Here is a 26,577-nt window from a genome sequence, read left to right on the forward strand (position 1 = left end):
GGCGGCACGAGACACGTCCTTCCCCGTTGGCCCACGGCCAACTCAGGTCACGTGGCCGTGAAACGGGGGGAAGCTCAGAGGAAGAGTGGCATGAGCGCTGGAAGGCCACTATCGCCGCCGTTGCCGCCCTCGATTCCTCAGATGAGGAATCTGCTTCCAGTCCACAGCAGGATGAGAAGCCATCGGAAGCAGCCGGGGAGTCGGTGTCTGAGGTGACAAGATCTCCGACGGCGGCTCCCCGGCCCAGTCCCTCCGCGGAGGACATCGGCCCGTCGAAGGTGGTCGGAACGACAGCCACGGCAGAGGCAGCCACGGTGCCAGCATCTCTTGCCCGGACGCCACGGTCAGTGACACCGACCCAAGCGTCGCCTGATCCGATAGCCAGATTGTGGAGCCAGGTCGAGCAAGCGCTGACTGCTGACGCACACCCTTCAGCAGCTGAAATCAGCAGTTCTGCTAAGTCGCTGGGCCATCACCTGCCGGAGTCCACGATCCGCGGCTGGCTAAACTCACGTCCTGTCCCGCCCTGGTCGAAGTTCGAAGCCTTGCTCCACGCGCTTGGTGCTGAGCAAGACCTCGAATGGCGGTCACTTTGGGCGGCAGCGGACGAAGCCGCCCGCAAGCGGAAAGCCGCCCGTCGCCACCGGGCTGCAGCCGTCGAACGAACCCAAGTCCTAGATCCCGCCGAGTCGGCCTGCATCACGTTCGAGCGATCAACACCACCGGGACGGGCTCGCAACTACGCCAGGAAATACGGCATCCTCGTCCTTATCGTCCTTATCGTCCTTATCGTACTTTCTGGACCTTTGGTTGCCATGTGGACAGTGTCGGGTCGCCCAACGAAGGACGTGGGCGGAACCGCCAGGCATGGGCATGATGTCTCCATCGCGTTGTGTGCACAGGTAGTCAAGGAACCGTCCGCTGTGTACACCGATCCCAACACCAGTGCCCGGACGATCGAGTACAAGTACTCCGGGGATGTTGTTGTGCTATTTCGTCCCTCCAACAATCCTCCGCATTGGCGCGCCATCCGGACCCCCGCGGACTCGCCGGGATACGGCTGGATGCAGGCCAGTTCGCTGGCCAGATGCTGATAAGCAACGGTGTTCCGCTTCGCGAATCGTCCCGGTGACGGGGGGCTTATCCGCGACACTGAGGGGCACGGGCTGATGCTGCGCGACGTCACGCCCGACGCCGGCCTGGACACCAGCGACTGGGTGATCGGCTACTGGCCTGACGACTACTAGAAGCCCTACGGGATGGGCGACCGGCCGCTCCGGCAGAAGGTCCTGGACACCATCCGCGAGCAGCGCGTCGCCTCCAGCGCGTCGCCGACCGCATCTGTCCCTGCCGAAAACCTCGTCCGCGCAGGTCAAGCGGCATGTTCGTACTCGTTGAGGATTCCGCCCAGACGTTGCCTTCTTCGGATGTCCAGGTGGGCGATCCGGTCTGCTTCGCTGATCGGCGCAGGCAGCGGCTTCAACGGGCGGACGTTGGCGATGCCCTGATGCGGGCGATGTTGGCTGGAGAAGGTCTCGAACTCGCGGAGGGCTGGAGCAGGCACCGCTGGTTCCAGATCAACGTGCGGTCCAGGAGTTCACGGCGGCAGGTCCGCACCCACCCCTCCATCACTGCGTTCATCCTCGGCATCCCCCCGGTCAGCACCGTCTGGATACCGGCATCGGCCAGAACGGCGTCGAACAGGCCAGGGAACTTGCCGTCCCGGTCACGGATCAGGAACCGTGCCCGGCAGCCGGCGTCCTCCAGATCCATGACCAGGTTCCGCGCCGCCTGGGTCACCCAAGCTGCGGTGGGGTGGGCGATGGCGCCCAGAACCCGGATCCGGCGGGTGTGATGCTCGATGACCGCCAGCACGTAAATCCGCGCCCGGTGAGGGTCACGGTCTCCAGGAAGTCACACGCCAGCAGCGCCTCGGCCTGCGAGCGCAGAAGGCCGGCCCAGGTGGTGGCGGAACGCTCGGGTGCCGGGTCGATACCGGCGTCGTTGAGGATCTCCCAGACGGTGGAGGCCACGACCTTGACGCCGAGCGTCATAAGTTCGCCGTGCACCCGCCGGTAGCCCCAGCCCGGGTTCTCCCGCACCAGACGCAGCACCAGCAGCCGGATGGAGTGGACGATGGGCGGTGGGCGGTGGGCGGTCGGCCCGGCCGCTTGGGTTTGGATCGGGCGGCATGCCGGCCCGCGATCAGGTCCCGGTGCCAGCGCAGTACTGTGTCCGGCCGCACCAGCAGCCGCATCCGCCGCAGCACCCCGGAAGGCAACCGGTGCAGCAGCGCAGCCACAAACGCCCGGTCCGCCGTGGTCAATCGCACCCGCTTTCCGGCAAGCCGGCGCTCCAGCACGCCGATCTGGTGCCGCAACACCAAGATCTCGGTGTCCTTGTCCCGACCGGTCATCGGAAGCAGACGCAGCACCGCGAACGCGTTGGTCACGGTCATGTAGGCCAGTCGCAACAGCACAACCGCCCATCATCCCGCGGCAACCACCACGCCGCGGCCTGTCCTTGCCACTGACCAACCCCCCGCGTCCGAACCCACCCCCTGCGCCTCTCACCTGCACGAACGTAGTTTTCGGCAGGCACAGGGCCGGCGCCTCGCGGAGACCCGCGGTCGGCGGCCAAGCGGATGGGCACTTCCCGGTGTAGGGCAGCCGGTTGTTGACCATCACCCCGGCGCTGCCGCTGATCATTCGGCGGACAAAAGCACCGGGCCTCGTACATCCGGATGCCGGGTGCGCTGAACGTGAGCAGGGCGGTGAGCTGGGTGGCGAGCACCACCGCTGATTCCTGCCCGCCCGGATGCGGTCGTCGGCGTTCACACCGGCCGGGTTTTTGTTCACAATCAAGCCTTCACCAGCATGGACAAAACAGGACGGGGCCAGACGATGGGCCGGCAGGAGAAATCCCTCGATCCCACCCACGGTCCGGTGGAGCGGTTCGCTCATGATCTGCGGCAGTTGCGCCAGCAGGCCGGGACCCCCACCTACCGGGCCATGGCCGCCAAGCCCCACTGTTCGGCCAACTCCCTGTTGGCTGCCGCATCCGGCGCCCGGCTGCCCACCCTGACGGTCGCCCTGGCCTACGTCCGCGCCTGTGACGGCGACCCGCAGCAATGGCAGCAACGCTGGCACGACACCCGCCGGCAACTCCAGCAAGGCCCCGCCGCCGCCTCGCTAACGGCCGCGCCACCACCCGACACCGTGACCGACACCGAGTCCAGCGGTGCGGCCGACTCCGCACCTGACAGCGCCGGCCCGCCGGTACCGGCGGGCGTCGACACTGACGCGCCGCTGCCAGCGGGCGTCGACGCTCTCCAACACGCGGGCCCCGGCCATACCGCTGAGGTCGAGCACAAGGCCAGCGCGGAACCGCACGAACCAGACACACTGGGGCCGCCGCTTCCCGCTCCCGCGCCAGCCCGGGAGACGGCCGCAACCGTGACCGGAGGTTTCCCCGACCTGCCGCCGGGCACGGCCCAGCCGGCCCCCGCTGAACCGCCGACGTCGCCGCCTGCGTCCAGATCAGCGCAGCGCCCGGCCCTGCCACCGCCGGTGTTCTCACCCGCGCCTCCACCGGCCGGGCTTGCGCCTTCGGGCCAGGTCAGGCTGGGTCCGCCCGGTCGAAAGAGCCGCAGGGGGTGGTGGCGTAACCGGCGGCGGCTGGCGCTCTACCTGGCGTCGGTGGTGATCCTCACCGCGGCCGCAGTGACCGCAGCCGCGGTACTCGCACCCGGAACCCCCGAACCCGCATCATCGGCCGCCCACCCCCAAGGCGTCAGCCTGCCCACCCAGCCCGGCACCTCTACCCCGCAGCCGCCCACGTCCTCCCCCACGCCCGAGCTGCCCACCACCCCCACCAGCCGCTCCGCACCCCGGCACTCCAGCGGCGGCGACAGCGGCAACCACAGAAAGGCCACCGGCGTGACCGGCACCGCGCTGCTGGGCGCTCCGGACTTCGACGGCTACTGCACCGCCACCAGGCAAGGACACGTCGAACTCGTCCGCAACGACGCCTACGGCTGGCACTGCACCAGCGACAACGGCACCGGCGACGACGCCCAAGCCGTCTGCGCCTGGACCTACGGCACCGACCAGCTCACCAACCGCGTCGCAGACTTCAACAACCCCCACTCCTGGGAGTGCTGGCACACCCGCACTGGCCGGCTGGGCAGCCTGAACTTCAACCGCTACTGCCAGATCACCGGCCACCACTCCGCCACCTACGTCCAAGGCCGCGACGCCTACGGCTGGTACTGCACCGGCAGCAACGACGGCGTGACACCCAAGACGCCTGCCAGCGCCTCTACAACACCACCCCGGCCATCAGCCGCTTCCAGAACTTCTACGACAAGAACTCCTGGCAATGCTGGGCATGACCATCCCCCGGCGATAGCGGCATCCCGCCCCTCGCCCCGTCGAGTCCGCCGGTGACCAGCAGTGAACCCTCTCCCCCAAAGGGAGGATCGATGCCCCAGCCCCCCGACCCCGATCCCGGCCCCGAGCAGCAGGTCGAGCAGATCCCCTGGGATCCGCCTGCTCCCGCCGCGATGCCGCAGCTGCGCGCCGCGATGGTCCGTCAGATGCGCAGCCCCTGGGAGATCCGCCAGACGGCCGGGGCACTGGCCATGGGGCGCGGCTCCATCGTCCCCGACGCCCCCACTCCCGAAGCGGCCGCGCAGATCCTGTGCGAGCAAGAACACCAGCGGCTGCGCGCGGCCGAACTGTACTTCGTCACCGCCGACATGACCACGCTGGCCGTCGCCGCCGGCGAATCACTTCCCGACTTCCATCTCGAACCCCCAGACGTGCCCTCCCCGACCGGATTCATCGTGTTCGCCGAGCCGATCGGCTCCTACATCAACACCGACGGCGGCTACCACGCCCGGGTGCCGATCGTCGCGGTCAACTGGGGCCCCTACAACCTGCCCGCCTTCCCCCGCGGCGGGATCTGGTTCACCTACTACACCCCCACCGACTTCACCGGGCTGGAACGCATGCTCGCCGCCCAGGCCAGCCGCCCGGCCAAACCCGCCGAACGCACCCGGCTCCGGCAGATCCGCGACCCGCTCACCTGGGACAACGAAGCCGCGCTCGGATACGGCTCACAAACCAAAGCGCACTACAAACCCGGCGACAGCCACGCCGGCGACCGCAGCTCCTTCGCTCCCTGGTCACAAACCCTGCGCGCCGCGTGGCTGCTGATGAACCAGCCCAACATCGCCGAAGCAGAAGACCTGCACCGCTCCCGCGCCTCAACCCGCCGCGACCAGCGCGACGGACTGTCCACCGGTCCCGTACGGCTACTACGGCTTCGCCCCGCCACCCGCGCCCAAGGCGCCCCCGACGACGATCAGGCCGCGCGGCAATACACGTGCCGGTGGATGGTCAAAGGCCACTGGCGCCAGCAGTGGTACCCCAGCCGGCAAGTCCACCGCCCCATCTGGATCAACCCGCACATTAAAGGCCCCGACGGAAGACCTCTCAAGGCCAGCGAAACCGTCCACATCTGGGACCGCTGAAGGCCCGGACTCCCCGTTGGAAGGGTCTGGCCCTTCGTTGACAAGGTGCCTCTTCTCGGAGAGCTCGGCGCCGCCACGATGGCTGAGACTCGGTCAGCGGGTGGGTGGGGTCCAGATCCAGGCGCGGGTGCGGGTCTCTTTGCTGGTGATGCGGTGGGGGGTGTAGGCGGCGGGGTCGATGAGGCCGCCGCTTTCGGTGGCGTCGGTGTAGAGGCGGTCGGAGACGACCATGGTGAGGTCGGCGCCGGTGTCGGCGGCGGTCTTCTTGACGGCGGGGGCGTCCAGGAGCCGGAACAGGTGGACCAGGGCGGTGCCGGCGACGCCGTGTTCGTCGCGGTGGACCTGGCCGGTGTGGACGGCTAGACGCAGCTGGCGGGTGAAACACTCGCGCCAGCCAGCGAGCCGGACCGTGTGCACCGCCTCGGCCATGTGCACCGCCTCGACCTTCTGAGCCTTAACACCGCTGAACACCCAGCTCACCTACAGGCTCTCCTCGCCTTCTCGCTCGGCAACGGCACGAAGAGCGGAATCCTGATCGAGAATGTCCTGTCCGCGAGGGCGATCAGGTCAACGTGTCGGGCGGCCACGCCGCGATCGCGGCCACCCCAGTCCTTCTCCGATCTGGCGCGTTCGTCAGCCGATGCCGGTGACGGCCAGGGCGGTGGTCCAGTTGCGGGCGATGGTGCTGCGTGCGGAGGCCAGGGTGATGCTGCCCTTGCAGACGGCGTTCTTCAGCTTGGTCTCCACGCCGTCCTTGCTGGTGGCGGTCTGGGTCCCGTAGCGGGGTTCGGGCCACAGATTCGTGGTCGCCTTCGGGCGCCGCCGAGCTCGAGCGGCACCAGGTGGTCTTCTTCGTAGTCGGAGGTGCTGGTGTCGGAGTAGCCGTACTCGCCGATCTGCTTGACCTTCAGCGGATTGGTGTAGGAGGTCGGCGGGCGCACCGTCGCCGTCCACCCGCACGTGCAGATCGTGGAGCCGATGGTGGACTGGGTGACGTCGGGGTTGTAGGCGCCCGGCTGGCAATTCGGGTCGGGCAACGGCAGGTAGGACTGCGAGCAGGCCGAGGCGCGGGCGGCCGGGGCGGTGCCGGTGACCAGGCCGACGGTCAGACCGGCAGTGAGCAGAGTGGTCACCGCGGTGACGGTCAGCGCAGCCGGTGCTGACGGGAGTGGGCGGGCAGCGCGCATGAGGGGTTCCTCGGGGGTTGGCGGGGGCGCGGGCCAGGCCATGACACCATCCGGCGTGCGTGGCTGAGTAGAGCGCCGCGGTGACAACGGGCAGGTCCCGGGCGCCGGGCAGCGAACCGCCGTCCATCAGCAGCACGCGCCGGGCGGCACCGGTGCCAGCGACCACGATCGCGTCCGCGGCGGCGTTCTCGCCCCACCGGCCGAGGTCGCGGCCGCATCGTCCGGTGCGTCCGGTCGGGTTCAGCGGCCGCCCGTCGGCGTCCACCTCGAGCGGGATGAGCGCGTCGGCCCGGCGCTCGGCGAGGTCAGGCAGCGCGGCCGGGTCGGTCGCCGGCTCGGCCCACCCGGCGGCGACGGACGCGGCCAGGCCCTCGCGGTCGCGCAGCTCGGGTGGGGTGATGTTCACGGGCCGGTAGGTCGGCCAGTGCGCCGCCGAAGATCGGAGGTGCGGCGGGACCCGGCCGCGCTCGACCACGGCGCGGTGCAGGTCGCGGTGCACGATCGCCACCGCCACCGCCTGGCGCCGGGGGTGCGGCCGCCACCAGGCCCGCGACTGCTCCGACAGGGCCCGGGCCAGCTTGGTCCCGACGACGGCGCTGCTTTTCCGGACTAACCTCGGTGGGCTTCTACTGCTCGGAGTAGAGCGCCCGTAGCCGGCGGCTCAGCCGGTCCTGGAGTACATCGAGTGCTGAGCGGGCTTCCTCGGGACCAAGGGACGCATTCAGCCACTCCTGCACACTGGCGGCTAGTTCCCGATCGTCCAGGCGAGCGATGTGGGCCTGCAGCGGCAAAGTGACTTTCGTGGTGGCTGCCCTGAGTTCGTCGGTCGCCTTCTGCCCCGGGCGCATCATGACCGCCACCATGATGCCTTCGAGGGCGTGCTGGATCTCCATGATGGACTCTCGCTGGATCGCCACCCGCTCCAGCGCCAGGCGCTGCGCCGCCTCTTCCTTGGCACGTAGTTCGTCCCGCCGGAGAGTGCGGCGGTCAGACAAAGTCTGCCCGAACAGCGTGAGCAGGCCACCCACGATCACCCCGCCGAGGGGGGACAGGAACGTCTTCCACCACGGGTCTTCTGCTGCCGCTTGCTGGGCGCCTTGCGCGAGATAGGTCACGAGCACCCGGACAGTTTGCCGCGCCCCCAGACCAGCGCGTACCGGAGGAATCCCTCACGTAACCCGCATCGTGTGAGACGCAGGCGGGCAGCGCGGAAGCGGGCGGGGTACCGCCCCCGCCGCGGGAGTGAGGCCGGTCCGCCGTGGTGGTCAGGCCCAGCTGATGGTGACCGTGTTGAGGACGACCTCCTGGAAGGACCGGTCACCAGCCACGGTCCTGACGTTCCGGGGTAAGGACCGCCTATCCCGGAGCCCCGGTGGCGTCGCCACCGTGGTGCGCGCGGCGGGCGCCTGGGGGAATGCGTCGCGCCGCCTTCGGCCGCCCCCTTTCTCCCCCCGCCTCGAGGCCAGATCACCATCACCGGGCCGGTACCGCCGTTGGCCGGCCGGTTGCTGCTCGCACCTCGACCCCGTGGCGGCTATCGGCCGGTGGGTAAACCGGTGTACGGTCAAGGTGCGCTAGGCACTCACGGAGCTCGCGGCTGAACCCGGAGCATGTGACCTGGGAAAACATCAGAGAAGAGGGCCCCTGCGGCGTCGCCGGCCAAGCTGCCGCCACAGGAGCCCTGCGCGGGAGGGCCCTTCGGCTCGTTACCTCATCAGAGGAACGGCCAGGGGCCTTCACCGTTCATCCAGTCCCGGACCAGCCGAGCGACCTCGACCGCCAGGCGCCCGATGCCAGCGAAGGTTGTGACCTTCTGCCAGTTCGACGCGCATTCAGCGGGGGCCCGCCTGCTTTTCCGGGGGGTACGACGGCTCGACACCTCCCGATCACCTCCTTTGTCTCCGGCTTGAGGGCCGGATCCCCGCCGACAGATGCCGGAGCGCAGGAGGCGATGAGCGACACGGTACAGGGCCATGCGGATGACAGGCGCCCCGACAGTCCGGGCCTTGTTGTCTGGATTGTTCGCGGCTGGAGCATTCGGAGCATCGGGAGCATACAGAGCGTCCAGAGCGGCGAGCGGCTGCCAGCATCCGCGAAAGTGCGCTGGTAATTGGCCTGGTCAGGTGCCATGTGCGGGGACTCGGCATGTGAAGAACACAGCGTTGGCCGTATCCGGCCACGACACGCCGTCGAAGTCCACGAAGACGACGTACCGGATCTGGGTTCAGCGGTCGACTCCTGGGCCTCGGCCCGTGAGCAGCAACCGACCGGGCAACGGCGGTACGGGCCGCGTGCGTGCTCGGGCAAGCGGTTCCGGACGCGCCACGGCGAGACGAACCGGGATTGGTCGGGCGCCGGCGGCCGGATAATCCCGCAGCTGGCGCGGCGCCGGTCACCGCCGTGCGGGCGCGTCGCGTCTGGGCGATATGTCGAGTGGCCGCCCGGTCACCGCTTGCCGCCGCAAGCGCCCAGGTCGCCAGGCGCATCAGTACGGCCAGTGGCGGTAGCGCGGCGAGTTACTGGCTGGTGCCGCCGTTGGCCGGTCGGTTGCTGCTCGCGCACCTAGACCGAGAGATTCACCGGCCGCCGCGATCTATAGGGTCTGCCCGACCGGCGCCCGGCGCCGGCCCCGGCGAGGACTACATTTTCCCGATGACATTGGCACCAGCACGTCAGCGGAACGCTGTCTCCGGGGGGATGGCGCTCGGTCTGATCTTGAACAGGCGCGCCTCCCTCCCCCACAACAAGGTCGCGCTTGATCTGTCGTTCAAGGGGGCGTGGGAGTCCTGGCCCTACCGGTCCAAGTTCCCGCAGGTTGCTAGGGACCTGGCCAACGGCACGGACGGGATCGTGGCGATGACGTGGGCCGACAAGGACAAACAGACGGCCGGGGTCCTGTACTGGAAGGTCCACGGCTCTTCGCTGCAGATCGCCACCCGGGATCCCGACTGGGCGCCGGACAATCCCGAGGACCTCGCCTACGCCGCCAAGAGGATCGGCGACGAGGTCCCCTTGGAGGGCTGGCGGAAACTGGCGAAGGAGTTCATCGACCGTTTCGAGCGCTAAACCCCACGCGGACGCCCCTGCGCTCTCCCCCCTCGGAGCGCGCGGGGGCGTCGGTGTTCACGGCCCGAGCGCGAACGAGAGCTGCTCCCCGTCACAGTCCCCGCCTGGCAACTGCTCACCACGGGGCCGGGTGCAAACACCACCCCGCGGGCATGACGCGCCCTGGTGCTCTACGGTCCCGGTCATGGGGAAGAGGAAGGACGGACGGCGCCGGGAGAAGCGGCCAAGCACGCAGTTGCCCGACGTGCGGCCGCGCGAGGTCCCCTGCCCGCGCTGTTTGGCGGTAGTCGGCGCCTCGTGCCGAAACGGGCGCGGCGAACCGGTCGCAGCGCACGCCGACCGCAGGCGCAGAGCCGCCGAGGCCGGTCGACGGCCCCCGCAGCGCGTTGTCGAACGCCGCCAACTGCAGGAGTATCAGGCTGGCGCCGGCGAGCCACCCACCGGCCAGGCGCGTAACCCCATGGACGAGTTCTTCGCCGCCCGCCGCGACGCTGCCACGACCCGCGGCCGCTCGGCGGACCGGCAGAGGCGCGTCGACGGCCTGTGAGTACTGTCCGCGCGGGTCGCCGACCTGGTCAACGCCTTGTTCGACCAGGCCATTGCGCATGATCAAGCGGTTCGTTTTGTGGTCCTGCTGGCAGGTTAGATGCTCGGCGCTGTCTGGCCCGTGAGGAGGACCGGAACGGCCAGTAGCGACAGGAAGAGAGGCTGAGGAGTCAGCGGGTGGCTCGGCGGGCGACGGGATCAGCCGTCCCGCCGGGCGACGTGCTGATCGGCGCCAGCACCATCACCCCCGCCCCGTCCGACCGGCTCGGCGCCCGCTCCCACAAGTTCGTCGCCGCGTTCATCGGCCCCGCCGCCCCCCGCGAGTAGGGGTTTCGCGCAACGGAACTGTCCGTCGCGCGGACCCAACGCAGGCCCGTCCATCTGTTCCGCGGGGGTGAAGCGCTGAACCTGACTCCTCATCCTGTCGCCCTGCACGGCGGCTCTCCGGGACGGCGGCGGCCATGCGGTTCACCCAGCTGGCGCGGCGCGCCTCACCGTGGCCGGGCAGCAGCCGAGAAAGGGTGCCGCACCCACGCACGGCCCCCTCGGGGCGTCACCGCTGACCTGGCGAGATCACACCCAGCGCCGCAGTGCCAGCCATCGTCGCCCAGGTCGCGGTTGGACAGGCAGGCGCGCGCCTTGGACCCCGGATCGTCCAGGTAGTAGTGCGTCGACAGGGTCTCGCGGACGGCTACGGGGGTGTCATTGCCGGGCGGTGCTTGGTAGGGGCCGCTTCCGTGTCGGATATCGATACCCAGCTCGCAGTGCGGCGCCAACCTTCCACTCGATCTCACGACGGCTTTGGCGTACCAGTGCCCACCGGCCTTCTTGGTGTACACCCACGCGGTGCAGTAGCCGCGATTGTGAGGGAGGTTTGCGGTGGATGACGGTCTTGGGCTCGTAGCCAGCGAGGTGAACGGCTTCCCCCGCCTGACCGTGCGGCACCTGCCGGGGAGCGGCGAAAGCCGAAGCCGCCCCCGCGAACATGCCCGTGACGACGAAGGCCCCTGACACGGCGAGCACGGCACACTTTCGGGCAGACATAAACACGAAGGCGGGAAGGGGAGGACACGGGGCCCGGTCCCTGCCCGGCCGCTGCTGAGCACGGGCCGTGGATAAGTCGCCCACACGCCGCACGGCCCTCCGCTCCCTGCGCGGCGCTCTCGCGATCTGACTAGCGGCGGGATTTGACGCGAGCGGGTCGGATATGGGGTGCATCAGCTTGATGCCGCGGTGCAGCACTTCCAAAACAGCGCAAGCCGGGTTCGCCAAGCGGATGTCTGCCACGATGGAGTCATGGGCATTGCACCGGAAACCGGGCCGCTGCTGCGGGTCAGTGTGGCCGATGATCCCGATGCGCTGCAGTCGTTGTTTGACTGGCTGCGGCGTGAGGATGAGTTCCGGGGGCGTCTGCTTCTGGAGCCCTCTGGAGGTGGGGTCGGCGGCGAGATGGGCGGTCTACTCGACGTGCTCACCATCGCGCTGGGATCCGGTGGGGCGGGAGCGGTACTCGCCCGCTCGTTGTCCACTTGGCTCACCAATCGCCACGCGAACGTGAAGGTCACCGTATCAAGGTGCCCGACGGTCGCAGCTTCGAGGTCGACGCGCAGCTCGACCGCGACGACCACCTGCCCGTCTTGATGCGGGAGATCAGGCAGTTAACCGACGCATCGGAGCAGCAGGAGTGAGCCGGTTTCCCGATCCGGCCCGGTCACGCGCCGTGCTGATCGGGGTCAGCCACTTCCCAGAATCCTCCGATCTGGCTGACCTGCCGGCCGTGCGGGAGAACGTCGCGGGCCTGTGGCACCGGCTCACCCACGACACCACCGGTGTACTGGACCCCGAGCACTGCCAGGTCGTGGACCCAGCGGCTTCCATCACCGAACTCGGCCGCACCATTGCCAAGGCCGCGGCGGAAGCGTCGGACATGCTGCTGGTCTACTACGCCGGCCACGGCTTGGTGGATGAACGGGGGCGGTTGTACCTGGCGACGAACGCGACTCGGACGGATGCTCCGAAGTACAGCGCGCTGGGCGTCGACCTGCTGCGCGAGGACATCGGCGGCAGCGGCGCCGCCGCCCGTGTCCTTGTCCTGGACTGCTGCTTCTCCGGGCGGGCCATCGAGGTAATGACGGGCGAGGAGGGCCTGGTCGACGGCCAGTTGTCCATCGCGGGTACTTATACGATGACCTCCACCAGCGCCAACGCGCCCTCCTACGCGCTTTCCGGTGAACGGTACACCGCCTTCACCGGGGCGTTGCTAGCGGCGCTGGACAGCCCGCAGCCACTGAATCTCAATGAGATCTACCGCAGTGTCGCCGCGGCTCTCCAAGCCCGTGGTCTGCCCCGACCTCGTATGCGGGGGACCGACACCGCCGGAGCCCTAGCGCTCGCGCGGGGTGGAACTGCCCCACCCGACACGCCGCCCGCCAACGCGCTTGACGAGGTGCGGTTCCGCCGCGATCCAGCGGCGTGGGCCGAGCAGCTTAAGAGCAACACGGAGAAGCCTCGCGAGATCTTCTTCTGTAGCGTCGGCGGCGGGCTGGCCGTGTTTTTCGCCTTGCAGTTCCACAACGCGAACTGGCTGTGGGCCATCCTGCCGTTTTGGGCTGTACTTTCGGCCTTTGGAGAATTCGTGACTGGCCTGGCCGTGCGGTCCCTGCCCGAAGCGGAGTTGGTCATCGACCGCTCGGCCATCACCGTGCACGTACGCCAGCACGGAGCCAGCCCCTCCACGGCGCAAGCACCGTGGAGAGATATCTCTTACGTGGGCGTCCTGCCCCCCAAGCGCGGCTCGGTCAATCCCAGGAGAGCTCAGGTGTACGAGGGGAACCACCTACTCGTGGTTCGCTTGCAGCCAGGCGTTCCGTTCCCCGCAACGCAAGGAATGCGCTTCTCCCGCGAGCTGCATGATCTCGGCTACCGCGTCATCGCCACCATCGGGAGCTTCGGCGCCGACAAGGAGCAGGTCCTCGCTGCGCTGGATCGGTTCGCGGGTGAGCGTGTACTGCACACCAAGCAGGAGTTCCTCGACCGTGACCCTCGCGTCCAGCCAGAGATGCTCTAGGGCTCGGTGGGAAGCGCTGGCGGGCGGCCGAGGCGCTGCCCGCGGGGTGCGGGCGGCATCCAGGTCCTCGCGGGCACCGCTCCACAATTAGCTTGCAGATGAAACTCGCTACGCGGCGGCCGTCCCTACCGGCTCGCAGTCCGGGGTTGCTCCGGGTGCCCTTCGGACCAGTATCTGCCCCGCGTTTCCGTCCAATTGCAGCTGGCCTTGGAGACGCTGAACCCGCCGACCCACGGCCCATGCTTGGTGCGGTAGGTCCCTGAGGCAGCACTCAGGCACTTCACGGCAACCCGATGCGTGTACATGGTCTGATGGGGTCGGCAGGCCGAGTAGGCGCCATTGCCGGAAGCGTGGGCGCGGCAGAGGGAGGCCGCTAGCGCGACGGCGTCGCGGGCGTCGGTGGTGCCACGGGCGTTGGCGCTCGCCGGGGTCGCGGTCAGTATGGCGGCCGTGCCCGCTGCGGCTGCGGTGCTCATCAGGAGTCGGAACATGGGACGGGCCCTCGCGTCGCTATATGCTGATGACTACTAAGAGTAGTCGCATGGGCTCGCATCGTTCCCGTCACATTCTGGTGGCTTCCCAGGCATGTGGGCCGCTCATGGCCAGGCTAGAGGGGGGAATCAGTCGCCGAAGACGTGCTCGACCATGCCGGCGACCTCGGCGGCGCCGGCGCGGAAGTAGCGCCCGGCGGTGTTCACCCAGGCGTGCCCGAGCAGGTACTGCACCTGGGCGGGGTCGGCGCCGCCGCGGCGCAGCCGGGTGCCGTAGGTGTGCCGGAGGGCGTGCGGGCGCAGCCCCGCGATTCCGGCCTGTGGGGCTTCATTATCCCGGTTCGGGGCCTGACCTGCTAGTTTCCCGGGCGGGATCATGCTGTGGTCGGGCAGGCTGGGTCGCCATGGTGTGGTCGCTGTTGTACGACCTGACGCGCAACTCGCTGGCGTGATGCTGCTTCGGCTCCGCGGGGACGCGGCCAAGGACGTCGAGATCCTGGTGTTACGTCACCAGCTTGCGGTGTTGCAGCGGCAGGTGAACCGTCCTGCTCTCCAATGAGCCGATCGGGTCGTGCTGGCCGCGTTGTCGCGGCTGCTGCCCCGGGCACGCTGGAGCACGTTCATGGTGACGCCTGCGACGTTGCTGCGGTGGCACCGTGAGCTGGTCGCCCGGAAGTGGATCTATCCGCGTAAGGCGCCTGGCCGGCCACCGGTCCAGCGGGATTTCCGCCGGCTGGTGCTGCAACTGGCGGGCGAGAACCCGGGATGGGGCCACCGGCGCATCCACGGGGAGTTGATCGGGCTCGGTTATCAGGTGTCGGCGGCCACCGTGTGGCGGATCCTGCGCCGCGCCGGTGTCGATCCGGCACCGCGACGGGCCGACGCGTCCTGGACCACGTTTCTGCGTGCCCAGGCCTCCGGTGTCCTGGCCTGCGATTTCTTCACCGTCGATACCGTCTTCCTCCAGCGGATCTACGTGTTCTTCGTGGTAGAGATCGCCAGCCGCCGGGTCCACGTGCTGGGCTCCACCCGCAACCCGACGGGCGCCTGGGTGACGCAACAGGCCCGGAATCTGCTGATGGACCTTGACGAGAGCGCTCAGCGTTTCCGCTTCCTCGTCCGCGACCGGGACACCAAGTTCACCGACGCCTTCGACGCCGTGTTCGCATCGGCCGGGATCACCGTACTGCGGACACCACCGCAAAGCCCACGAGCGAACGCCTTCGCCGAGCGGCGGGTCGGTAGCGTCCGCCGCGAGTGCACCGACCGGTTACTGATCTTCTCCCGACGCCATTTGGAAGCCGTGCTCAGGATCTACGCCGATCATTTCAATGGTCATCGTCCGCATCGTTCCCTGGGGCAACGACCGCCTGCTCCGCCGCCCGAACCGACTCCTATAAGCAGCGACGCCGCCATCCGCCGGACACGCCTCCTCGGCGGTGTGATCAACGAATACCGCAACGCCGCATAGCGATCACCACGTCTGAAGCGACACCGAGCCCCAGGCCAAAGCCAGAATCCGGATATTGAAGCCCCACACGCTGCGTTTGACTACCTGGAGAGTCCGCAGAGCCTCAACGTCGCCGTCGCGCTGCTTGGGCGCGATGTCGAGCTCGTCGGCCAGGAGCGCCTTGGCCGCGCGCAGGGCGTCGACAGCGCGTGCTCGACGATCAGGCCGAGCGCGATGGGGAACGCGGTCTCGCCCGCCTGGTACATGCCCATGAGGAGGGTGCCCCCGGCCATCGCGTCGATGTTGCTGCCCGTCCTGGTGTTCGCGCGGACCGCGCTCGGCGCGCTCGTGCTGGTGAAGGCCGCCGACATCGGCGCGCTGGTGGCGTGTCGGCGATCCAGCGAAGTTCCTAGCGGTCGATGAAGGTGCGCCTGAGGTCGATAAGGCGGCGCGTGCGGCGGATGCGTTCCTGGCTGAGCCATTCGCGGCCTTCGACGGCGACCGATTCCAGGACGCGCAGGGCGCCCTTCACGCCCGAGTTGTCCAGGGCCAGTTCGAAGAGGCTGGCTTTGTCCTCGCGGAGCCGGTCGAGGAAGCCGTGATCGAAGTTCTCCACGATGATGTGAGTGTGCTGGCCGTCCACCAGCGACAGCCGGAACGCCTGGCTCAAGATCAGCGAGTCAACGTCCTTGTACTGCTCTTTGTCGCCGGACTCGTCGTCGATGATGACGACCTTGCGGCGGCCGGCGTCGAAGCGGACGCCGACCGCGTGGACCCGCGCCGAGGAGATCATCGTGTACGGGAAGTTGTTGCGTTGCTGATTGCCCACCGTACCGTCGAAGAAGTCCAAGTTGAGGCTAACCTGCCGTACGCCCGCCTCGGTCAGCAGGAACACGATGACCCGGTACCGTGAGTAGCGCGGCGGGCCGAACAGCACGCGGGCCCGCAGGCACGGGGAGCGCGCCTCAGTGAGGATGGCGTGCGCCACCAAGTCCCGGTTGGTCAGGCCGCAGGCCTTCATGGCCAGTTCCTTGGCGTAAAGCTTGTCATGATCCAGCCAGCGGGCCATCTCGGCGTCGGTCGGACGGTCCTCCAGCACCTGCGTCCACCGTTCGAAGGCCTTCTGCTCCTCGGCGAACTCGGCCGCCGCGATGGCCGCCTGGGCGGCGTGCACGTCCTGCTGAACGAAGAATACGTCGATCTCGCTCTTGTACACGGCCCAAGCACCCGCGGCGATAGTCGGGATCATGAGCAGGCCGAGGCCGAAGCCCGTGGACAGCACGGCGGCCAGTCCGCTCAGCAGTCCCAGCCCAACCCCGGCGACGCCGAGGGTCACCATGGCCCGGCTCGGAGCGGCCTCTTCGAGCCGGTCTCGGTCGGCGCGGAGCTCACCGGCCTCCCATGCCTTCTTGGTACGGCCCACGCGCCAGGTGATCAGCCAGGCGAGCTGGTCGACCATCACGTCGGAGCCGCCGAAGCGCCGCTGGATGTCGGCGGCGAGCGTCGTACGGATCCCGGCGGTGGCCTCCCACCACTCGTTGCGCTTGGTGGCGTCGGTGGGGTTCTGGCCGGCGAACCAAGCGTTCACCCACGGCTGGACGGTGTTGCGGAACGAGTTGCGCCGCCACAGCTTGTCCCGTTCCTGGTCGTCGCCCTTGTCGCTCTCGACCCAGACGCGGTCGTCGGTCCCCTCCTCAGGAGCATCCGCGGCGTACCGGCGCTTGCCGGAGCGAGGCAATCCGTGCCGCGCGTCGTCCACCGCGATGAGGTCTCGGGCGACCACCCATGCCCGGCCTCTGGTGGCGAGCAGGTAGCCGCCGCCACCGGTGGCCGCGGCGAACACCAGCGCAGCCATCGGCTGTGCTGTGACGGTGAGGATGAACACGATGGCCAGCCCGAGGCCCGCGAGGACGGCTCCGGCCACCGCGGCCGAGCGCCGCCGACGGCTTAGCTCCGGCCGGATGAGGGTGCGAGGCTCTGGTGGCACGGGGATGGGCGCGAAGAATTTCCACGCCCGTCCGGTCCGATCACCGGCCATTCTGCGCTTGGTCGCCTCGGCCGCGTACCGGACGTCCAACTGGTCCTGGAGCGCGCCGGTCATGATGAGGCCCAGGTGCCGGCGGATCTCCTCGCGGCGTTCCTCCGGCAGGTTGTCGTAGTCTTGGATGGCCGGGTCGAGATCGGCTTCCGTCAGGTCGCCGGAATGCTCCTGCACGATCAGGCAGTTGATGAAGTTCGTGATGACGTGCAGCGTCTCGAGCCACGGGTCGCTCTGGTCCTGCACGACCATGAGCGAGCAGCGTTGGAGCGCCTGGAACTCGTCGGGGCCCAGGTCGTCGAACGACCGGCCGCTCAGCACCGCCAGCGCCCAGTAGTACGCCACCCGGTGGTTGCGGTGCCCGCCCTCCACGGCCTCCTCGATCAGCTCCTCGGCGCGGCGCGGCATGTTCCCGTCGAGCAGGTTCAGCGCCGTGTCGAACTTCTCCTCCGGCGTCGCCGAGGAACCGACGTCGTAGATGTTCACGTTGCCGTTGACGACGCCGAACATGCCGCCGACCCTGGCCTCGTCCCTGCCCTCGGGCCCTGCATCAATGTCTCCGCTAACGACTCCGGCCGTGAGAAACTCGCGCAACTTCCCGACGGCGGTCATGTGGATCGCTTCGGTAGCCGACTGGTTCATTGACCGGGCGCGTGCCACGCCCGCGTCCGGAATCGGGTCTTCTCTCTCCGCTGGGGCCGGTGTCTGATCGCTGGTGCGCTGTTCGGACTTGGTGACCCGGCGCAGACTCGCCGCCAGCCGCTCGTCGGTGAAGGTACGTGCGACTGCCTCGTCGACGTCGTTGAGGTAGGCGGCCAGTTCTGCGGCGATCGAAGCAGCGTCTTCGCCGGGCTGTGGGGTGTTGTCGTTCATTGGGTGTCCTCCTCCCGGGGTGATGAAGCCCCGCTGAGAAGGGGCTTGAGGCGGTCTCGAGCCAGTTGAAGGTTCTTGCGGACATTCGCCGGGGTCTTCCCGAGCAGCTCACCAATCTCGGCCGGGCTCAGACCCTCCGCGGCGCGCTCCATCACTGCTCGCTGCGTGGGAGAGAGGTGGTCCAGCACCTGGTCGGCCCACTGCTTGTCCTCCCAGCAGATCAGATCAAGCTGGCTGCGACAGTCAAAGACGGCCGGGCGCGCAGCGATGAGGCGCTGCAGCAGACTTCGATCACGCTTCCGCCTTCGAATGAAACATCTCCGCGCAGCCTTGCGAGTCCACCCCCGCACGTTGGTGACCTCCCTGCCGGTGTTTACACGCTTGAGCAATTCCAGCATCGCCTCCTCGGCGGCGTCCTCAGCCTCGGCTATCGAACCGCCCAGCGCCATCACCCCCTTGACCAGATCCCGGAACAGGTCGTTGTAGATCTCCTCGAACCACGCCGGTGCAGAGAGAGGGGAGGATGGCTCGCTAGCCCCGGCATCGTCTGCCGGGGCATCGCCGTTGTGGTTGGCCACCAACCGCCTCCGATCGATCAGGGTCCGGGGGACTACGCTCGTCGACACCTAGGGCGGCGAGTTCTGCGATGTGTGAATGCCGCGGCGCGGATTTCCCTTAGGCGCCAATAATCGACCTCTCCGACCGGCTTAGAGGTTGTAACAGAATCAGCGGACGAGGCGTCGCCAGCAGATGATGGCTGCGGCGAGGGTCAGGAAGGCTTCGTGGATGTCGTCGCGGATCTCCCAGCGGATGCGTAAGCGGCGGAACCAGTGGAGCAGGCCGATGGTGCGTTCGACGACGTAGCGGTGGACGCCGAGCCCGGACCCGTGCGGGGTGCCGCGGCGGGCGATGACCGGTTTGATGCCCTTGGCCCACACCAGCCGCCGGTACTTGTCGTGGTCGTAGCCGCGGTCGGCCAGCAGCCGCCCGGGTCTTCGACGAGGCCGGCCGACCCGGCCCCGGACGGGTGGCACCGCCTCCAGCAATGGCATCAGCTGGGTGACGTCGTTGCGGTTCCCGCCGGTCAACGACACAGCGAGCGGGATGCCGTTGCCGTCGGTCAGTACGTGGTGCTTGGAGCCCGGCCGGCCGCGGTCGACCGGGCTCGGCCCGGTTTTGGGCCGCCCTTCAAAGCCCGCACGTGGGAGCTGTCGATCACCGCCCTGGATCAGTCCAGCTGCCCGGCGGCATGCAGTTCCTCCAACAGAAGACGGTGCAGCCGCTCCCACACCCCGGCCCGGTGCCATTCGGCCAGCCGCCGCCAGCACGTCATGCCCGATCCGAACCCCAGCTCCTGGGGCAGGAACTCCCACCGGATCCCGGTGTGCAACACGAACAAGATCCCGCACAGCACCTTGCGATCGTCCAGCCGCTTACGCCCGGCGTGACGCTTACGGCGCTCCACCTTCGGCAGCAGCGGCTCGATCCGTTCCCACAGGCTGTCGGGCACGATCCACGGGGGTTGCTCGCCCTTACGCACCCACCCACACCCCACCCAGCCATCACTACATGTCGCGCTACATACACATTTTGTTATGACCTCTTAGTGAACAGAACGTGACCGCTGACCGACCTCGGCCGGGTCTGGCCGTAGTCCCAGCTGGCGGGGACTGGGCGACGTCAACTCGCAGCAGGTTGCGTCTGCAGTCCTGCGCAGCCGCGGGCGACCGTCCTCACCCATCTGGCTGGGATCGGCTTGCCCCCTGGTGCCGTCAGTACCGCTTACACCCCGCGTCTGAAGGGGCCGCCCCGACCTCCCGGCGCACGCAGCGCGGCACCAGCCAGGATGTAGCGAGAAGAGCAAACTCCTGCATTCATCGCAAATCATTACCATGATGTAGATATGGATGTGATTGCGGAGATCGCCGCGATCCTGCACCCGATGCCCGCACCGGGCAGTGTGCAGCCCGAGGAGGCCTTCAGCGACGCGTGCGAGGCCGTCGACGCCCGCCGCAAGAAGACCATCGCCGAGTTGGAGGCGGCGTGGGATGCGGTCGACGCCGAGCCGTTGCTGCACGCCCTCACCGACGCCAGGATCCGCAAGGAGCAGGCCGAGGAGGAGATCCGGTGCCTGCTCGCCTATGGCCGCGAGTTCACCCGCCCGCGCCCCTACACCCTGGAATCCCTGGCCGCCGCGGCCGGGATGTCGATCTCAGGGGTGCGGACCGCCTACGACCAGGACCAGGTCGCCGTAGTTACCCATTCGATCGGCCGCCCGTCCTGCAAATGGCGCATCACCGACCCCTCCGACCCGCCCGACGACGCACTGGCCCGGGCATGAGCGCGCTCGCCGACGGACCGCCGCCCCCCACCCGGCTCGCGCTCCCCCGCACAGTCTGTGGCTGCCGCCAGCCGTTCGCCGAACTCATCGTCCGCATCGACGGCGACACCTACACCGCCCGTTCGGCCGAGCGCCCGGGCGGCATAGACTCGCTCTACTGGGCTTATTGCCGCCACTGCCAGGTCCCCTATCTCGGCCCGTGGCGCATCATCGACCCGTCAGCCCGGCCCATACCCTCCTGCCCGGAACCGCCCGCCCGTCAACTGCCCTCTGGTGAACCAATCCCGCCCAACCGGAGTGGACTGCACGCCGTCGCATCACCGGCGGCGACCGCGATAAAGCTTGTGGTGTGTCGCGTCCGCTGGGCAGACACCGTTGTTCAGGACCGCGGTGAACCGCGCCATCGCATCGGAGATGTCGCTGTAGTGCTCAGAGGCTTGCACCTCACGCGATGACCCCACCATGACCTCGTGGTAGGTCGCGGCGAGTTGGCCGCTCACCTGCACCCGGACCTTCTCCAGGCTGTACCGCAGGCATAGCCCCAAGGCGGCAAGCCCGACGGCCGCCGCGCCACACACCGCAATCGCGATCCACAGCCCCGCCGGAACGGACTGCCCCGCCCCCTGCCGGACGCCTGCGAAGAGCAATGAGCCCGTGACCGGCGCCCCGAGGCTGGCGGCCGCCCACCGCGCCACGCGTGCGGCCCGCACCGGGCGGGCTGACGTGCAGACCAGGTCGGATGTCATCGCACCGGACTCCCGCCGTTCCGCTTGGCTTCTTGCCCCAAGGGGCATGGAAGCCGCCAGGATGTGAAAACCCCAGCTCAGCTGAGTCAAGCGAGACAGACCACACCTGCCCGGAGCCCAGCGCCGGACGCCTAGCGCATCAGCTCACCTTCGCGGCGGAGCCGCCAGCCCACACATCTCAGCTGTTTCGACATGGGCGTCCACGCCGGCCGAGCGACCAGCCGAACCGGTACGGACGATCCCTTGAACCACGCGAGAGCGGGACCAAAGGGCAGGAGAAGGTATGCAGACCCCACCAGGGCCTCGCCAATGCTCGGCCACTGAGACCACTGCCTTCGCCAATCACCGAAGCCGACCAAAGATCGCCCACCTGAACGTCCAGAGAAGGCAGCGTCTGGGCGGAATCCTAAACGAATACGAACATGCTGCTTGACCTGCGCGGACGAGGTTTTCGGCAAGTGCATGGTCGTCTGGGACGTTGTGCGTGGGCTGGGCCGTCAGCTCGATTCGTTCAGCCAATCCTCGGTTTCCATGTCCACGAGTCCCTGCCGGGCCGCCTCGATCACCGCCTCGCGCTGCGAGCGCACGCCGAGCTTGCTCAGCACGCTCTGCACATGGCTGCGCGCCGTGCTGCGGGACACGCCCATCGCCTTAGCCAGCGCCTGGGTGGACTCGCCACGCGCCAGCCGGGTCAGCACCTCCCGCTCGCGTGGGGTGAGGGGCCGCGCGACGTGCTGGGCCTGGCGACGCGCGCGCGACCTGCTGCCTTCGCGCGTGGGCTGGTCGACGACGATCTCGCCGTCGGCGACGCGGTGCAGCACGGTGAGGATGTCGCCAGCCTGCTGGCCCTTGTGGGCGAACCCGCGCACGCCCGCCGCGACCCCTGCCTCCAGCATGTGCTGCTCCAAGAACCCGGTCAGCACCACGAACCGCACCTGCGGAGCTGCCGCCCGCAGCCGGGGCATCCAGTCCAGCGCGGTGCCCGACGGGAACTGCCAGTCGATCAGGCAGACACCTGCGTGGCGGATCTGCGGCAATGCCAGCGCCTCCTCCGGCGAATAGGTGACCCCGACCACGGCGTGGCCGGCGTCCGACAGCACCAGCGACAGCGAGTCGGCGAACACGGCGTGGCTGTCACAGATCAGGACTCCTCCCATGGAGGCAAAGGAGCGCTGTCCGGTACCTGCCGTGCTCTCGCGTGCGGCATCGTCGGCAGCGACTTGACCGCGCTCGGCATTTGCCGGCGCCTGGTCGTGTTGCGTCTTGGTCGCCTCTGTGAGGCGTGCGACGATATCGGCCAGTCGCCGAGCATGTTCTTCTGCGTGGTGGCGGGTGTTCTGTTCGCGCTCGAAGGCGTCGATGAGTGAGCTGCGCTCCGCATCGAGGCGGCTTCGCGCCTCGAGCTGGCGGGCGACCTGCTCGCGCAGTGCGTCGCGTTCGGCGACAAGGTGCTGGTTGGCCGCTTGCTGTCGGCCCAGAAGGTACACCAAAGCGCTGATCAGCTGTTGCTGCTGATCGATCGCGGGTTGGGCTTGTGCGCGCTTGCGGCTGGTGTCCGCCTGCTCCAGCAGGGCTCCCAGCCGCTCAACGGTCGCCAGGTCAGTCGACGAAGTCCGCTCGCGGATGCGTTGGGCGTGAGGTGTGCCCAGCGAGGTGCCCTCGATGAGGATGACCGCGGCCAGCAACTCGGTGATCTCGCTGAGCTGCTCTGGGGTGATCGTGGGACTGGTATCAGTCAGGATATCCGCTACGGGTGACCGCAGCGTCTCGGGGCTGCGAGCCGCCAGGAACCTCTCCACCAGCGCGTCGGTAAAGCGTCGACGATCGGCCAACTCTGCACGGAGTTCTTGCACCATCGCGACGTCAGTGCGTGATTGCGTGCGGCCGGCATGCTCAGCGGCGCGGGCCAACAGATTGTTTAGACGCTCGCGCGGGGTCGGCGTACTGTTCACCGGAGCCTACTTCCTCGGCCGTTGCGGTAGCGGCGCATCTGCTCGCTGAGGGCGTCGCCGGACTTCCCGATGGCTGCAGCCGCCTCCTTGACCGGGTGCCCTTCCAGCAGGAGAAGAGAGGCGATGCGCAGATCCGCCGGCATGTCCGTCAGTACTTGAAGCAGATGTTGCCTGCCGGCGACCGTGCGCGCCGGGTCGGCACAAGGCTGATCGGCCGCCCGCTGCAGGACCGAGGGCATCTCCTCAAGAGGAAGGAGGCCCGGAACGGCCAGCAGGCGGCGACGCTCGCGACACCAGCCATTGAACAGGTTAGGGAACTGCTGGATTACCGCGCCAATGAAGAATGTCTTGAGGGTCGCGCCCCGTTCCGAGTCCCACCGCCCCTTGGCGAGTACACGTTCGCGGAACACTTTGATGGCCTTGGCGACGGTCAGTGCGGTCAGATCCGAACGATCCTCGAACGTCCAGTCCGAAGGCAGCGGCGGGATGGGGCGACCCTTGTCTGCACAGAGCTTGGAGACCTTGTGAGTGCGGATCATCGACATCAGCACGGGGATGCCATAGGCGGCCAACTCATCGGCCAGGGTGTCCCACATCGTCCCCTGAAACCCGCGTGCGGCCAGCAGTTGGAGGAACTCCGACTCGCGTTGCCGACGCTCCAGGTTGTTCACCATCGCTCTCTGCCGCGGATCGGTGTAGTCCTCAGACACCAGGCTCGCTTCAATACCTGCCAATGCACTGTCTGCCACTGGCGACGGCTCGCCGGATGCCGGTTCTAGGTCCGACGGCGGCGGGTCCCCAGGTTGTATGTGCGCGGAGGTGTCCCCGGCCTGTCGCCCGGGGTCCTCTGCGTCTGTCATGGGAAGGGGCCCTTCGTAAGGCGAGTCGACAGAACTCAGACTCTCTGTAGATGGTGCCGCATGGAGATCCCACGCCTCCTACCGAAAAAGGCCAGGCGAGATGAAGCCGTGGGATCACTGAGGGAGGGCATCTAAGGCCGGAGGCAGGAAGTGCGCACGGCACCGCCCGATGACAGGAGACACCATGCTGCAGCCGGATCCCCCTCCGCCGCCGACCTCCCCACCCGATCAGCAGGGTCCCGGGCCGTTGATACCCCGACATGTGATCGTGGCAGGGGTCTGCTTCGCGGTGGGTGCCGTGACGGGTCTCCTGGTATGGCTGGCTCCAGTCATATGGCTCCCCGTAGGCGCCAGCATGACGGTAACCGGCCTATCACTCACCGTGTACCAGCTATGGCACGGACGCCACCCCAACTGAGTACCCAGCGCCGCGAGCTCGCGTCGGCCGTCTGAACGCTATCGGCGGCACAGGAAACCGACGATGCTCAAGTGCTTGTGGGACGGTGATCTGGATCCGACAGGTCCTGGTGCGCCGGTCGAAGTTGATCTTCAGTTGTAGGGCCTCGAACAGCCGCAAGCGGTAGACGTCGGGCATTAGACCACGGCGACATCGTTGTCCCAATGTCCCGGGCCACATCCGGGCACGGTTTCGAGAGCGACTGCGGGCCGCCGTGCGAACGTAAGACTGGGATCAGCCCGCGAGTAGCGGTGCCGGGACGAGGACCGGCGGCCTGGGGCGGACGAGGTTGCAATGGCCCAAGAGGCATGCCAGTGGAGAAGGAGAGGTCCAAATGCCTGACCGCACAGCGGACGACACACTCCTGCTCCACTTCTGCCTCGGCCCGGACGGCGAGATGGACTACGGGCCCGATCGACCTTCCAGGCGGAACGACCCGACCTGGAGGGAGATTAAACCCCTCCTGCTGGAGTCCCCGCTCCTGATCGTCCACCACACCGGCGGGACAGTAGGAGGTGGCGGCGACAGCACGGACGGGGGCAGCGGTCCTTGGGAATGGTGGCAGTACGCGGTCACCAGTGTGGCCGGTTGGGCCGCGCTGGCCAGCGTTATCAAGACGTGGCTGACCCGCCGGGCCGGTCGGAAGGTGGTCGTGTATAACGACGACGGGGCCGAGTTGCTCAACATAACCGGGGACCTGACCGCCACTGAGATCGAGACGCTGCTGCGCGCCAGAGTCGCTCCTCCCGAACTCAGCGGCCATCGGGCCGAGGCCCCGGATGAAGACTCGGCCGCCGGGCAATCCTGACCCTGGCCGGACGCGACACGATCCTCAACACTTCGCCAGGCCGTCCTCACCGCTCCTCACATAGTCATCCGCTGCGGGCCAGGAGTTGATCGTGTCCCGCTCGATTATTGAGTTGGGCGGCTTGAGCTGGGGTTATGCGGCGTGATGGTATTCGTTGATCACGCCGGTGACGACGGGTCTTCGCCGGATGGATCGCAGGTGGTTGAGTTCAGCCGGGGTCCCGATGGGCTGGCATTCGGCATCTGGAGGTCGTTGCCGGCGGGCTCGGTGTGGCCGGTGGCCGTTGTAGTGGTTCAGGTACTCGCCGAGCACCATGGCCAGGTGCCGCTCCCCCAGGATCAACACCCGGTCCAGCAACTCACGGCGAAGAGTTCCGATCACGCGCTCACAGAGCGCATTCATCCGCGGCGTCTGCGGCAAGGTCCTGACGACCTGAAGCCCTTCAACCTTGAACACCTCATCGAACGCGGCAGTGAAGATCGGATCGCGGTCGTGGATCAAAAACCCCAGCGCGCCGATACGACCCTCCAACTCCATGGCCAGGTTTCGGGCCTGCTGCACCGCCCACGCTGCGCTTGCCGAAAACTCCATCCATGCTGGTCAGCCGAGGTCGCTGACGGGCAAGCCACAAGATCACCAATGGTCCATGTCGGCTCGTTGTCGGCTCGGCGGTTCCGAACCGAATCGGCACGCGGCGGCACCGTGCGGCACGAATATCGGGCTCGATGGGGACGGATCGACACAGGCCGACACTGAACAGGCCGCTCCGATACGGCAGTTTCGGACTTTTAATCCGTAGGTTGTGGGTTCGAGTCCCACGCGACCCACCACCCTTGACCAGGGAAAACGCGAGAACCTCCCGGTTTGGACCCTGTCCGGGATGCCCCGCTTCGTTCCCCTGTTGGCTCGGCGGCTCGATCCAGGCCTCCCAACCACCCCGCCAGGGCCCGAGAAGCGGTGCCTCTAGGCCCCCCACAACCCGGGACACATCGCCCGCAGCAACCGGCAGCCGAGCCGACCAGAGCGGGCAACTACGGACTCCCGCGGACGCGAATCCGCAGCAATGCATCAGCAACTCCGGTGTGAGCTTCCCCCCGTTTCACGGCCACGTGACCTGAGTTGGCCGTGGGCCAACGGGGAAGGACGTGTCTCGTGCCGC

At 68.1% G+C, this 26,577-nt stretch carries 25 protein-coding genes and 1 pseudogene; 13 read left to right on the forward strand and 13 right to left on the reverse strand.

Translation table 11 applies throughout. The annotated features are described in order from the left end of the window. Positions 1-386 precede the first annotated feature (386 nt). Together ABD296_RS41720 and ABD296_RS41725 are read left to right on the forward strand one after the other, a co-directional pair. On the forward strand, positions 387-1,094 hold the full coding sequence (locus tag ABD296_RS41720) for a hypothetical protein (RefSeq protein ID WP_344281271.1): 708 nt from the start codon (positions 387-389) through the stop codon (positions 1,092-1,094). Positions 1,095-1,103: 9 nt separating this feature from the next. After that, positions 1,104-1,247, forward strand: coding sequence for a hypothetical protein (locus tag ABD296_RS41725; RefSeq protein WP_344281274.1), 144 nt, complete (start codon positions 1,104-1,106; stop codon positions 1,245-1,247). A gap of 232 nt (positions 1,248-1,479) precedes the next feature. Here the strand turns inward: ABD296_RS41725 and ABD296_RS41730 are convergent, their stop codons facing one another. Next, positions 1,480-1,875 carry a hypothetical protein gene (locus tag ABD296_RS41730; RefSeq protein ID WP_344281276.1) on the reverse strand — a complete coding sequence of 132 codons (396 nt, stop codon included), beginning with the start codon at positions 1,873-1,875 and terminating at the stop codon, positions 1,480-1,482. A 175-nt stretch (positions 1,876-2,050) separates the two neighbouring features. Next, positions 2,051-2,479 carry a hypothetical protein gene (locus ABD296_RS41735; RefSeq protein ID WP_344281278.1) on the reverse strand — a complete coding sequence of 143 codons (429 nt, stop codon included), beginning with the start codon at positions 2,477-2,479 and terminating at the stop codon, positions 2,051-2,053. Between the two features lie 397 nt (positions 2,480-2,876). On the opposite strand from ABD296_RS41735, the gene ABD296_RS41740 reads away from it, so the two are divergent. Both ABD296_RS41740 and ABD296_RS41745 read left to right on the forward strand, forming a co-directional pair. Further along, the gene (locus ABD296_RS41740) at positions 2,877-4,448 is read left to right on the forward strand and encodes a hypothetical protein (RefSeq protein ID WP_344281280.1); all 1,572 of its coding nucleotides are present in this window, start codon (positions 2,877-2,879) and stop codon (positions 4,446-4,448) included. A gap of 35 nt (positions 4,449-4,483) precedes the next feature. Further along, on the forward strand, positions 4,484-5,536 hold the full coding sequence (locus ABD296_RS41745) for a hypothetical protein (protein WP_344281282.1): 1,053 nt from the start codon (positions 4,484-4,486) through the stop codon (positions 5,534-5,536). A gap of 93 nt (positions 5,537-5,629) precedes the next feature. Here the strand turns inward: ABD296_RS41745 and ABD296_RS41750 are convergent, their stop codons facing one another. From ABD296_RS41750 to ABD296_RS41760, 3 genes are all read right to left on the reverse strand, one after another. Further along, positions 5,630-6,016: a hypothetical protein gene (locus tag ABD296_RS41750; protein ID WP_344281284.1), complete on the reverse strand. Its 387-nt coding sequence runs from the start codon at positions 6,014-6,016 to the stop codon at positions 5,630-5,632. A 251-nt stretch (positions 6,017-6,267) separates the two neighbouring features. Beyond that, positions 6,268-6,669 carry a hypothetical protein gene (locus ABD296_RS41755; RefSeq protein WP_344281286.1) on the reverse strand — a complete coding sequence of 134 codons (402 nt, stop codon included), beginning with the start codon at positions 6,667-6,669 and terminating at the stop codon, positions 6,268-6,270. A 680-nt stretch (positions 6,670-7,349) separates the two neighbouring features. Continuing rightward, positions 7,350-7,844, reverse strand: coding sequence for a hypothetical protein (locus tag ABD296_RS41760; protein WP_344281287.1), 495 nt, complete (start codon positions 7,842-7,844; stop codon positions 7,350-7,352). Positions 7,845-9,438: 1,594 nt separating this feature from the next. Between ABD296_RS41760 and ABD296_RS41765 the strand changes: the two genes are divergently transcribed. From ABD296_RS41765 to ABD296_RS41780, 5 genes are all read left to right on the forward strand, one after another. Further along, on the forward strand, positions 9,439-9,789 hold the full coding sequence (locus ABD296_RS41765) for a hypothetical protein (RefSeq protein ID WP_344281290.1): 351 nt from the start codon (positions 9,439-9,441) through the stop codon (positions 9,787-9,789). Between the two features lie 184 nt (positions 9,790-9,973). Then, positions 9,974-10,336, forward strand: coding sequence for a zinc finger domain-containing protein (locus ABD296_RS50845; protein ID WP_455363875.1), 363 nt, complete (start codon positions 9,974-9,976; stop codon positions 10,334-10,336). 176 nt (positions 10,337-10,512) lie between these two features. Then, a complete protein-coding gene (locus ABD296_RS41770; protein WP_344281293.1) occupies positions 10,513-10,662 on the forward strand; it encodes a hypothetical protein in 150 nt (49 codons plus the stop codon). A 969-nt stretch (positions 10,663-11,631) separates the two neighbouring features. After that, positions 11,632-11,976, forward strand: a complete 345-nt coding sequence (locus ABD296_RS41775; RefSeq protein WP_344281296.1) for an effector-associated constant component EACC1 — start codon at positions 11,632-11,634, stop codon at positions 11,974-11,976. A 43-nt stretch (positions 11,977-12,019) separates the two neighbouring features. Then, positions 12,020-13,402, forward strand: coding sequence for a caspase family protein (locus ABD296_RS41780; protein WP_344281299.1), 1,383 nt, complete (start codon positions 12,020-12,022; stop codon positions 13,400-13,402). 620 nt (positions 13,403-14,022) lie between these two features. Here the strand turns inward: ABD296_RS41780 and ABD296_RS41785 are convergent. Beyond that, the gene (locus tag ABD296_RS41785) at positions 14,023-14,271 is read right to left on the reverse strand and encodes a site-specific integrase (protein WP_344281302.1); all 249 of its coding nucleotides are present in this window, start codon (positions 14,269-14,271) and stop codon (positions 14,023-14,025) included. A gap of 193 nt (positions 14,272-14,464) precedes the next feature. Here ABD296_RS41785 and ABD296_RS41790 point away from each other — a divergent pair, with 193 nt between their 5' ends. Both ABD296_RS41790 and ABD296_RS41795 read left to right on the forward strand, forming a co-directional pair. Further along, positions 14,465-15,364 (forward strand): integrase core domain-containing protein, encoded by a 900-nt coding sequence (locus tag ABD296_RS41790; protein ID WP_344281305.1) that lies wholly within the window; start codon positions 14,465-14,467, stop codon positions 15,362-15,364. 249 nt (positions 15,365-15,613) lie between these two features. Then, positions 15,614-15,766, forward strand: a complete 153-nt coding sequence (locus ABD296_RS41795; RefSeq protein ID WP_344281308.1) for a hypothetical protein — start codon at positions 15,614-15,616, stop codon at positions 15,764-15,766. On the opposite strand, the gene ABD296_RS41800 is transcribed toward ABD296_RS41795, so the two are convergent. The 3 genes and pseudogenes from ABD296_RS41800 to ABD296_RS41810 form a co-directional block, all read right to left on the reverse strand. Further along, positions 15,753-18,254 (reverse strand): hypothetical protein, encoded by a 2,502-nt coding sequence (locus ABD296_RS41800; protein ID WP_344281311.1) that lies wholly within the window; start codon positions 18,252-18,254, stop codon positions 15,753-15,755. The two genes, ABD296_RS41795 and ABD296_RS41800, sit on opposite strands and share 14 nt — an antisense overlap. Further along, entirely contained in the window at positions 18,251-18,832 is a 582-nt protein-coding gene (locus ABD296_RS41805; protein ID WP_344281314.1) for a sigma-70 family RNA polymerase sigma factor, read from the reverse strand. Before ABD296_RS41805 ends, ABD296_RS41800 begins: the two co-directional genes overlap by 4 nt. Before the next feature lie 147 nt (positions 18,833-18,979). Further along, positions 18,980-19,767, reverse strand: a pseudogene (locus tag ABD296_RS41810) (IS5 family transposase). A 390-nt stretch (positions 19,768-20,157) separates the two neighbouring features. On the opposite strand from ABD296_RS41810, the gene ABD296_RS41815 reads away from it, so the two are divergent. Next, entirely contained in the window at positions 20,158-20,595 is a 438-nt protein-coding gene (locus ABD296_RS41815; protein WP_344281317.1) for a hypothetical protein, read from the forward strand. A gap of 317 nt (positions 20,596-20,912) precedes the next feature. Here the strand turns inward: ABD296_RS41815 and ABD296_RS41820 are convergent, their stop codons facing one another. The 3 genes from ABD296_RS41820 to ABD296_RS41830 form a co-directional block, all read right to left on the reverse strand. Beyond that, on the reverse strand, positions 20,913-21,341 hold the full coding sequence (locus ABD296_RS41820) for a hypothetical protein (RefSeq protein ID WP_344281320.1): 429 nt from the start codon (positions 21,339-21,341) through the stop codon (positions 20,913-20,915). A gap of 497 nt (positions 21,342-21,838) precedes the next feature. Next, positions 21,839-23,293 carry a response regulator transcription factor gene (locus ABD296_RS41825; protein ID WP_344281322.1) on the reverse strand — a complete coding sequence of 485 codons (1,455 nt, stop codon included), beginning with the start codon at positions 23,291-23,293 and terminating at the stop codon, positions 21,839-21,841. Next, positions 23,290-24,042, reverse strand: coding sequence for a hypothetical protein (locus tag ABD296_RS41830; RefSeq protein WP_344281324.1), 753 nt, complete (start codon positions 24,040-24,042; stop codon positions 23,290-23,292). Before ABD296_RS41830 ends, ABD296_RS41825 begins: the two co-directional genes overlap by 4 nt. Before the next feature lie 902 nt (positions 24,043-24,944). Here ABD296_RS41830 and ABD296_RS41835 point away from each other — a divergent pair. Further along, on the forward strand, positions 24,945-25,418 hold the full coding sequence (locus tag ABD296_RS41835; protein ID WP_344281327.1) for a hypothetical protein: 474 nt from the start codon (positions 24,945-24,947) through the stop codon (positions 25,416-25,418). A gap of 132 nt (positions 25,419-25,550) precedes the next feature. Here the strand turns inward: ABD296_RS41835 and ABD296_RS41840 are convergent, their stop codons facing one another. After that, positions 25,551-26,009 carry an integrase core domain-containing protein gene (locus tag ABD296_RS41840; protein ID WP_344281330.1) on the reverse strand — a complete coding sequence of 153 codons (459 nt, stop codon included), beginning with the start codon at positions 26,007-26,009 and terminating at the stop codon, positions 25,551-25,553. Positions 26,010-26,577 lie beyond the last annotated feature (568 nt).

Origin of the sequence: Actinomadura napierensis (assembly GCF_039529375.1) — a bacterium.
Taxonomy (GTDB): Bacteria; Actinomycetota; Actinomycetes; order Streptosporangiales; family Streptosporangiaceae; genus Spirillospora; species Spirillospora napierensis.

Coding starts and splice junctions, on each gene's coding strand:
- ABD296_RS41740 (WP_344281280.1), top strand. CDS start 2,877: ATGGACAAAACAGGACGGGGCCAGACGATGGGCCGGCAGGAGAAATCC.
- ABD296_RS41745 (WP_344281282.1), top strand. CDS start 4,484: ATGCCCCAGCCCCCCGACCCCGATCCCGGCCCCGAGCAGCAGGTCGAG.
- ABD296_RS50845 (WP_455363875.1), top strand. CDS start 9,974: ATGGGGAAGAGGAAGGACGGACGGCGCCGGGAGAAGCGGCCAAGCACG.
- ABD296_RS41775 (WP_344281296.1), top strand. CDS start 11,632: ATGGGCATTGCACCGGAAACCGGGCCGCTGCTGCGGGTCAGTGTGGCC.
- ABD296_RS41785 (WP_344281302.1), bottom strand. CDS start 14,271: ATGATCCCGCCCGGGAAACTAGCAGGTCAGGCCCCGAACCGGGATAAT.
- ABD296_RS41795 (WP_344281308.1), top strand. CDS start 15,614: ATGAGGAGGGTGCCCCCGGCCATCGCGTCGATGTTGCTGCCCGTCCTG.
- ABD296_RS41800 (WP_344281311.1), bottom strand. CDS start 18,254: ATGAACGACAACACCCCACAGCCCGGCGAAGACGCTGCTTCGATCGCC.
- ABD296_RS41815 (WP_344281317.1), top strand. CDS start 20,158: ATGGATGTGATTGCGGAGATCGCCGCGATCCTGCACCCGATGCCCGCA.
- ABD296_RS41820 (WP_344281320.1), bottom strand. CDS start 21,341: ATGACATCCGACCTGGTCTGCACGTCAGCCCGCCCGGTGCGGGCCGCA.
- ABD296_RS41835 (WP_344281327.1), top strand. CDS start 24,945: ATGCCTGACCGCACAGCGGACGACACACTCCTGCTCCACTTCTGCCTC.
- ABD296_RS41840 (WP_344281330.1), bottom strand. CDS start 26,009: ATGGAGTTTTCGGCAAGCGCAGCGTGGGCGGTGCAGCAGGCCCGAAAC.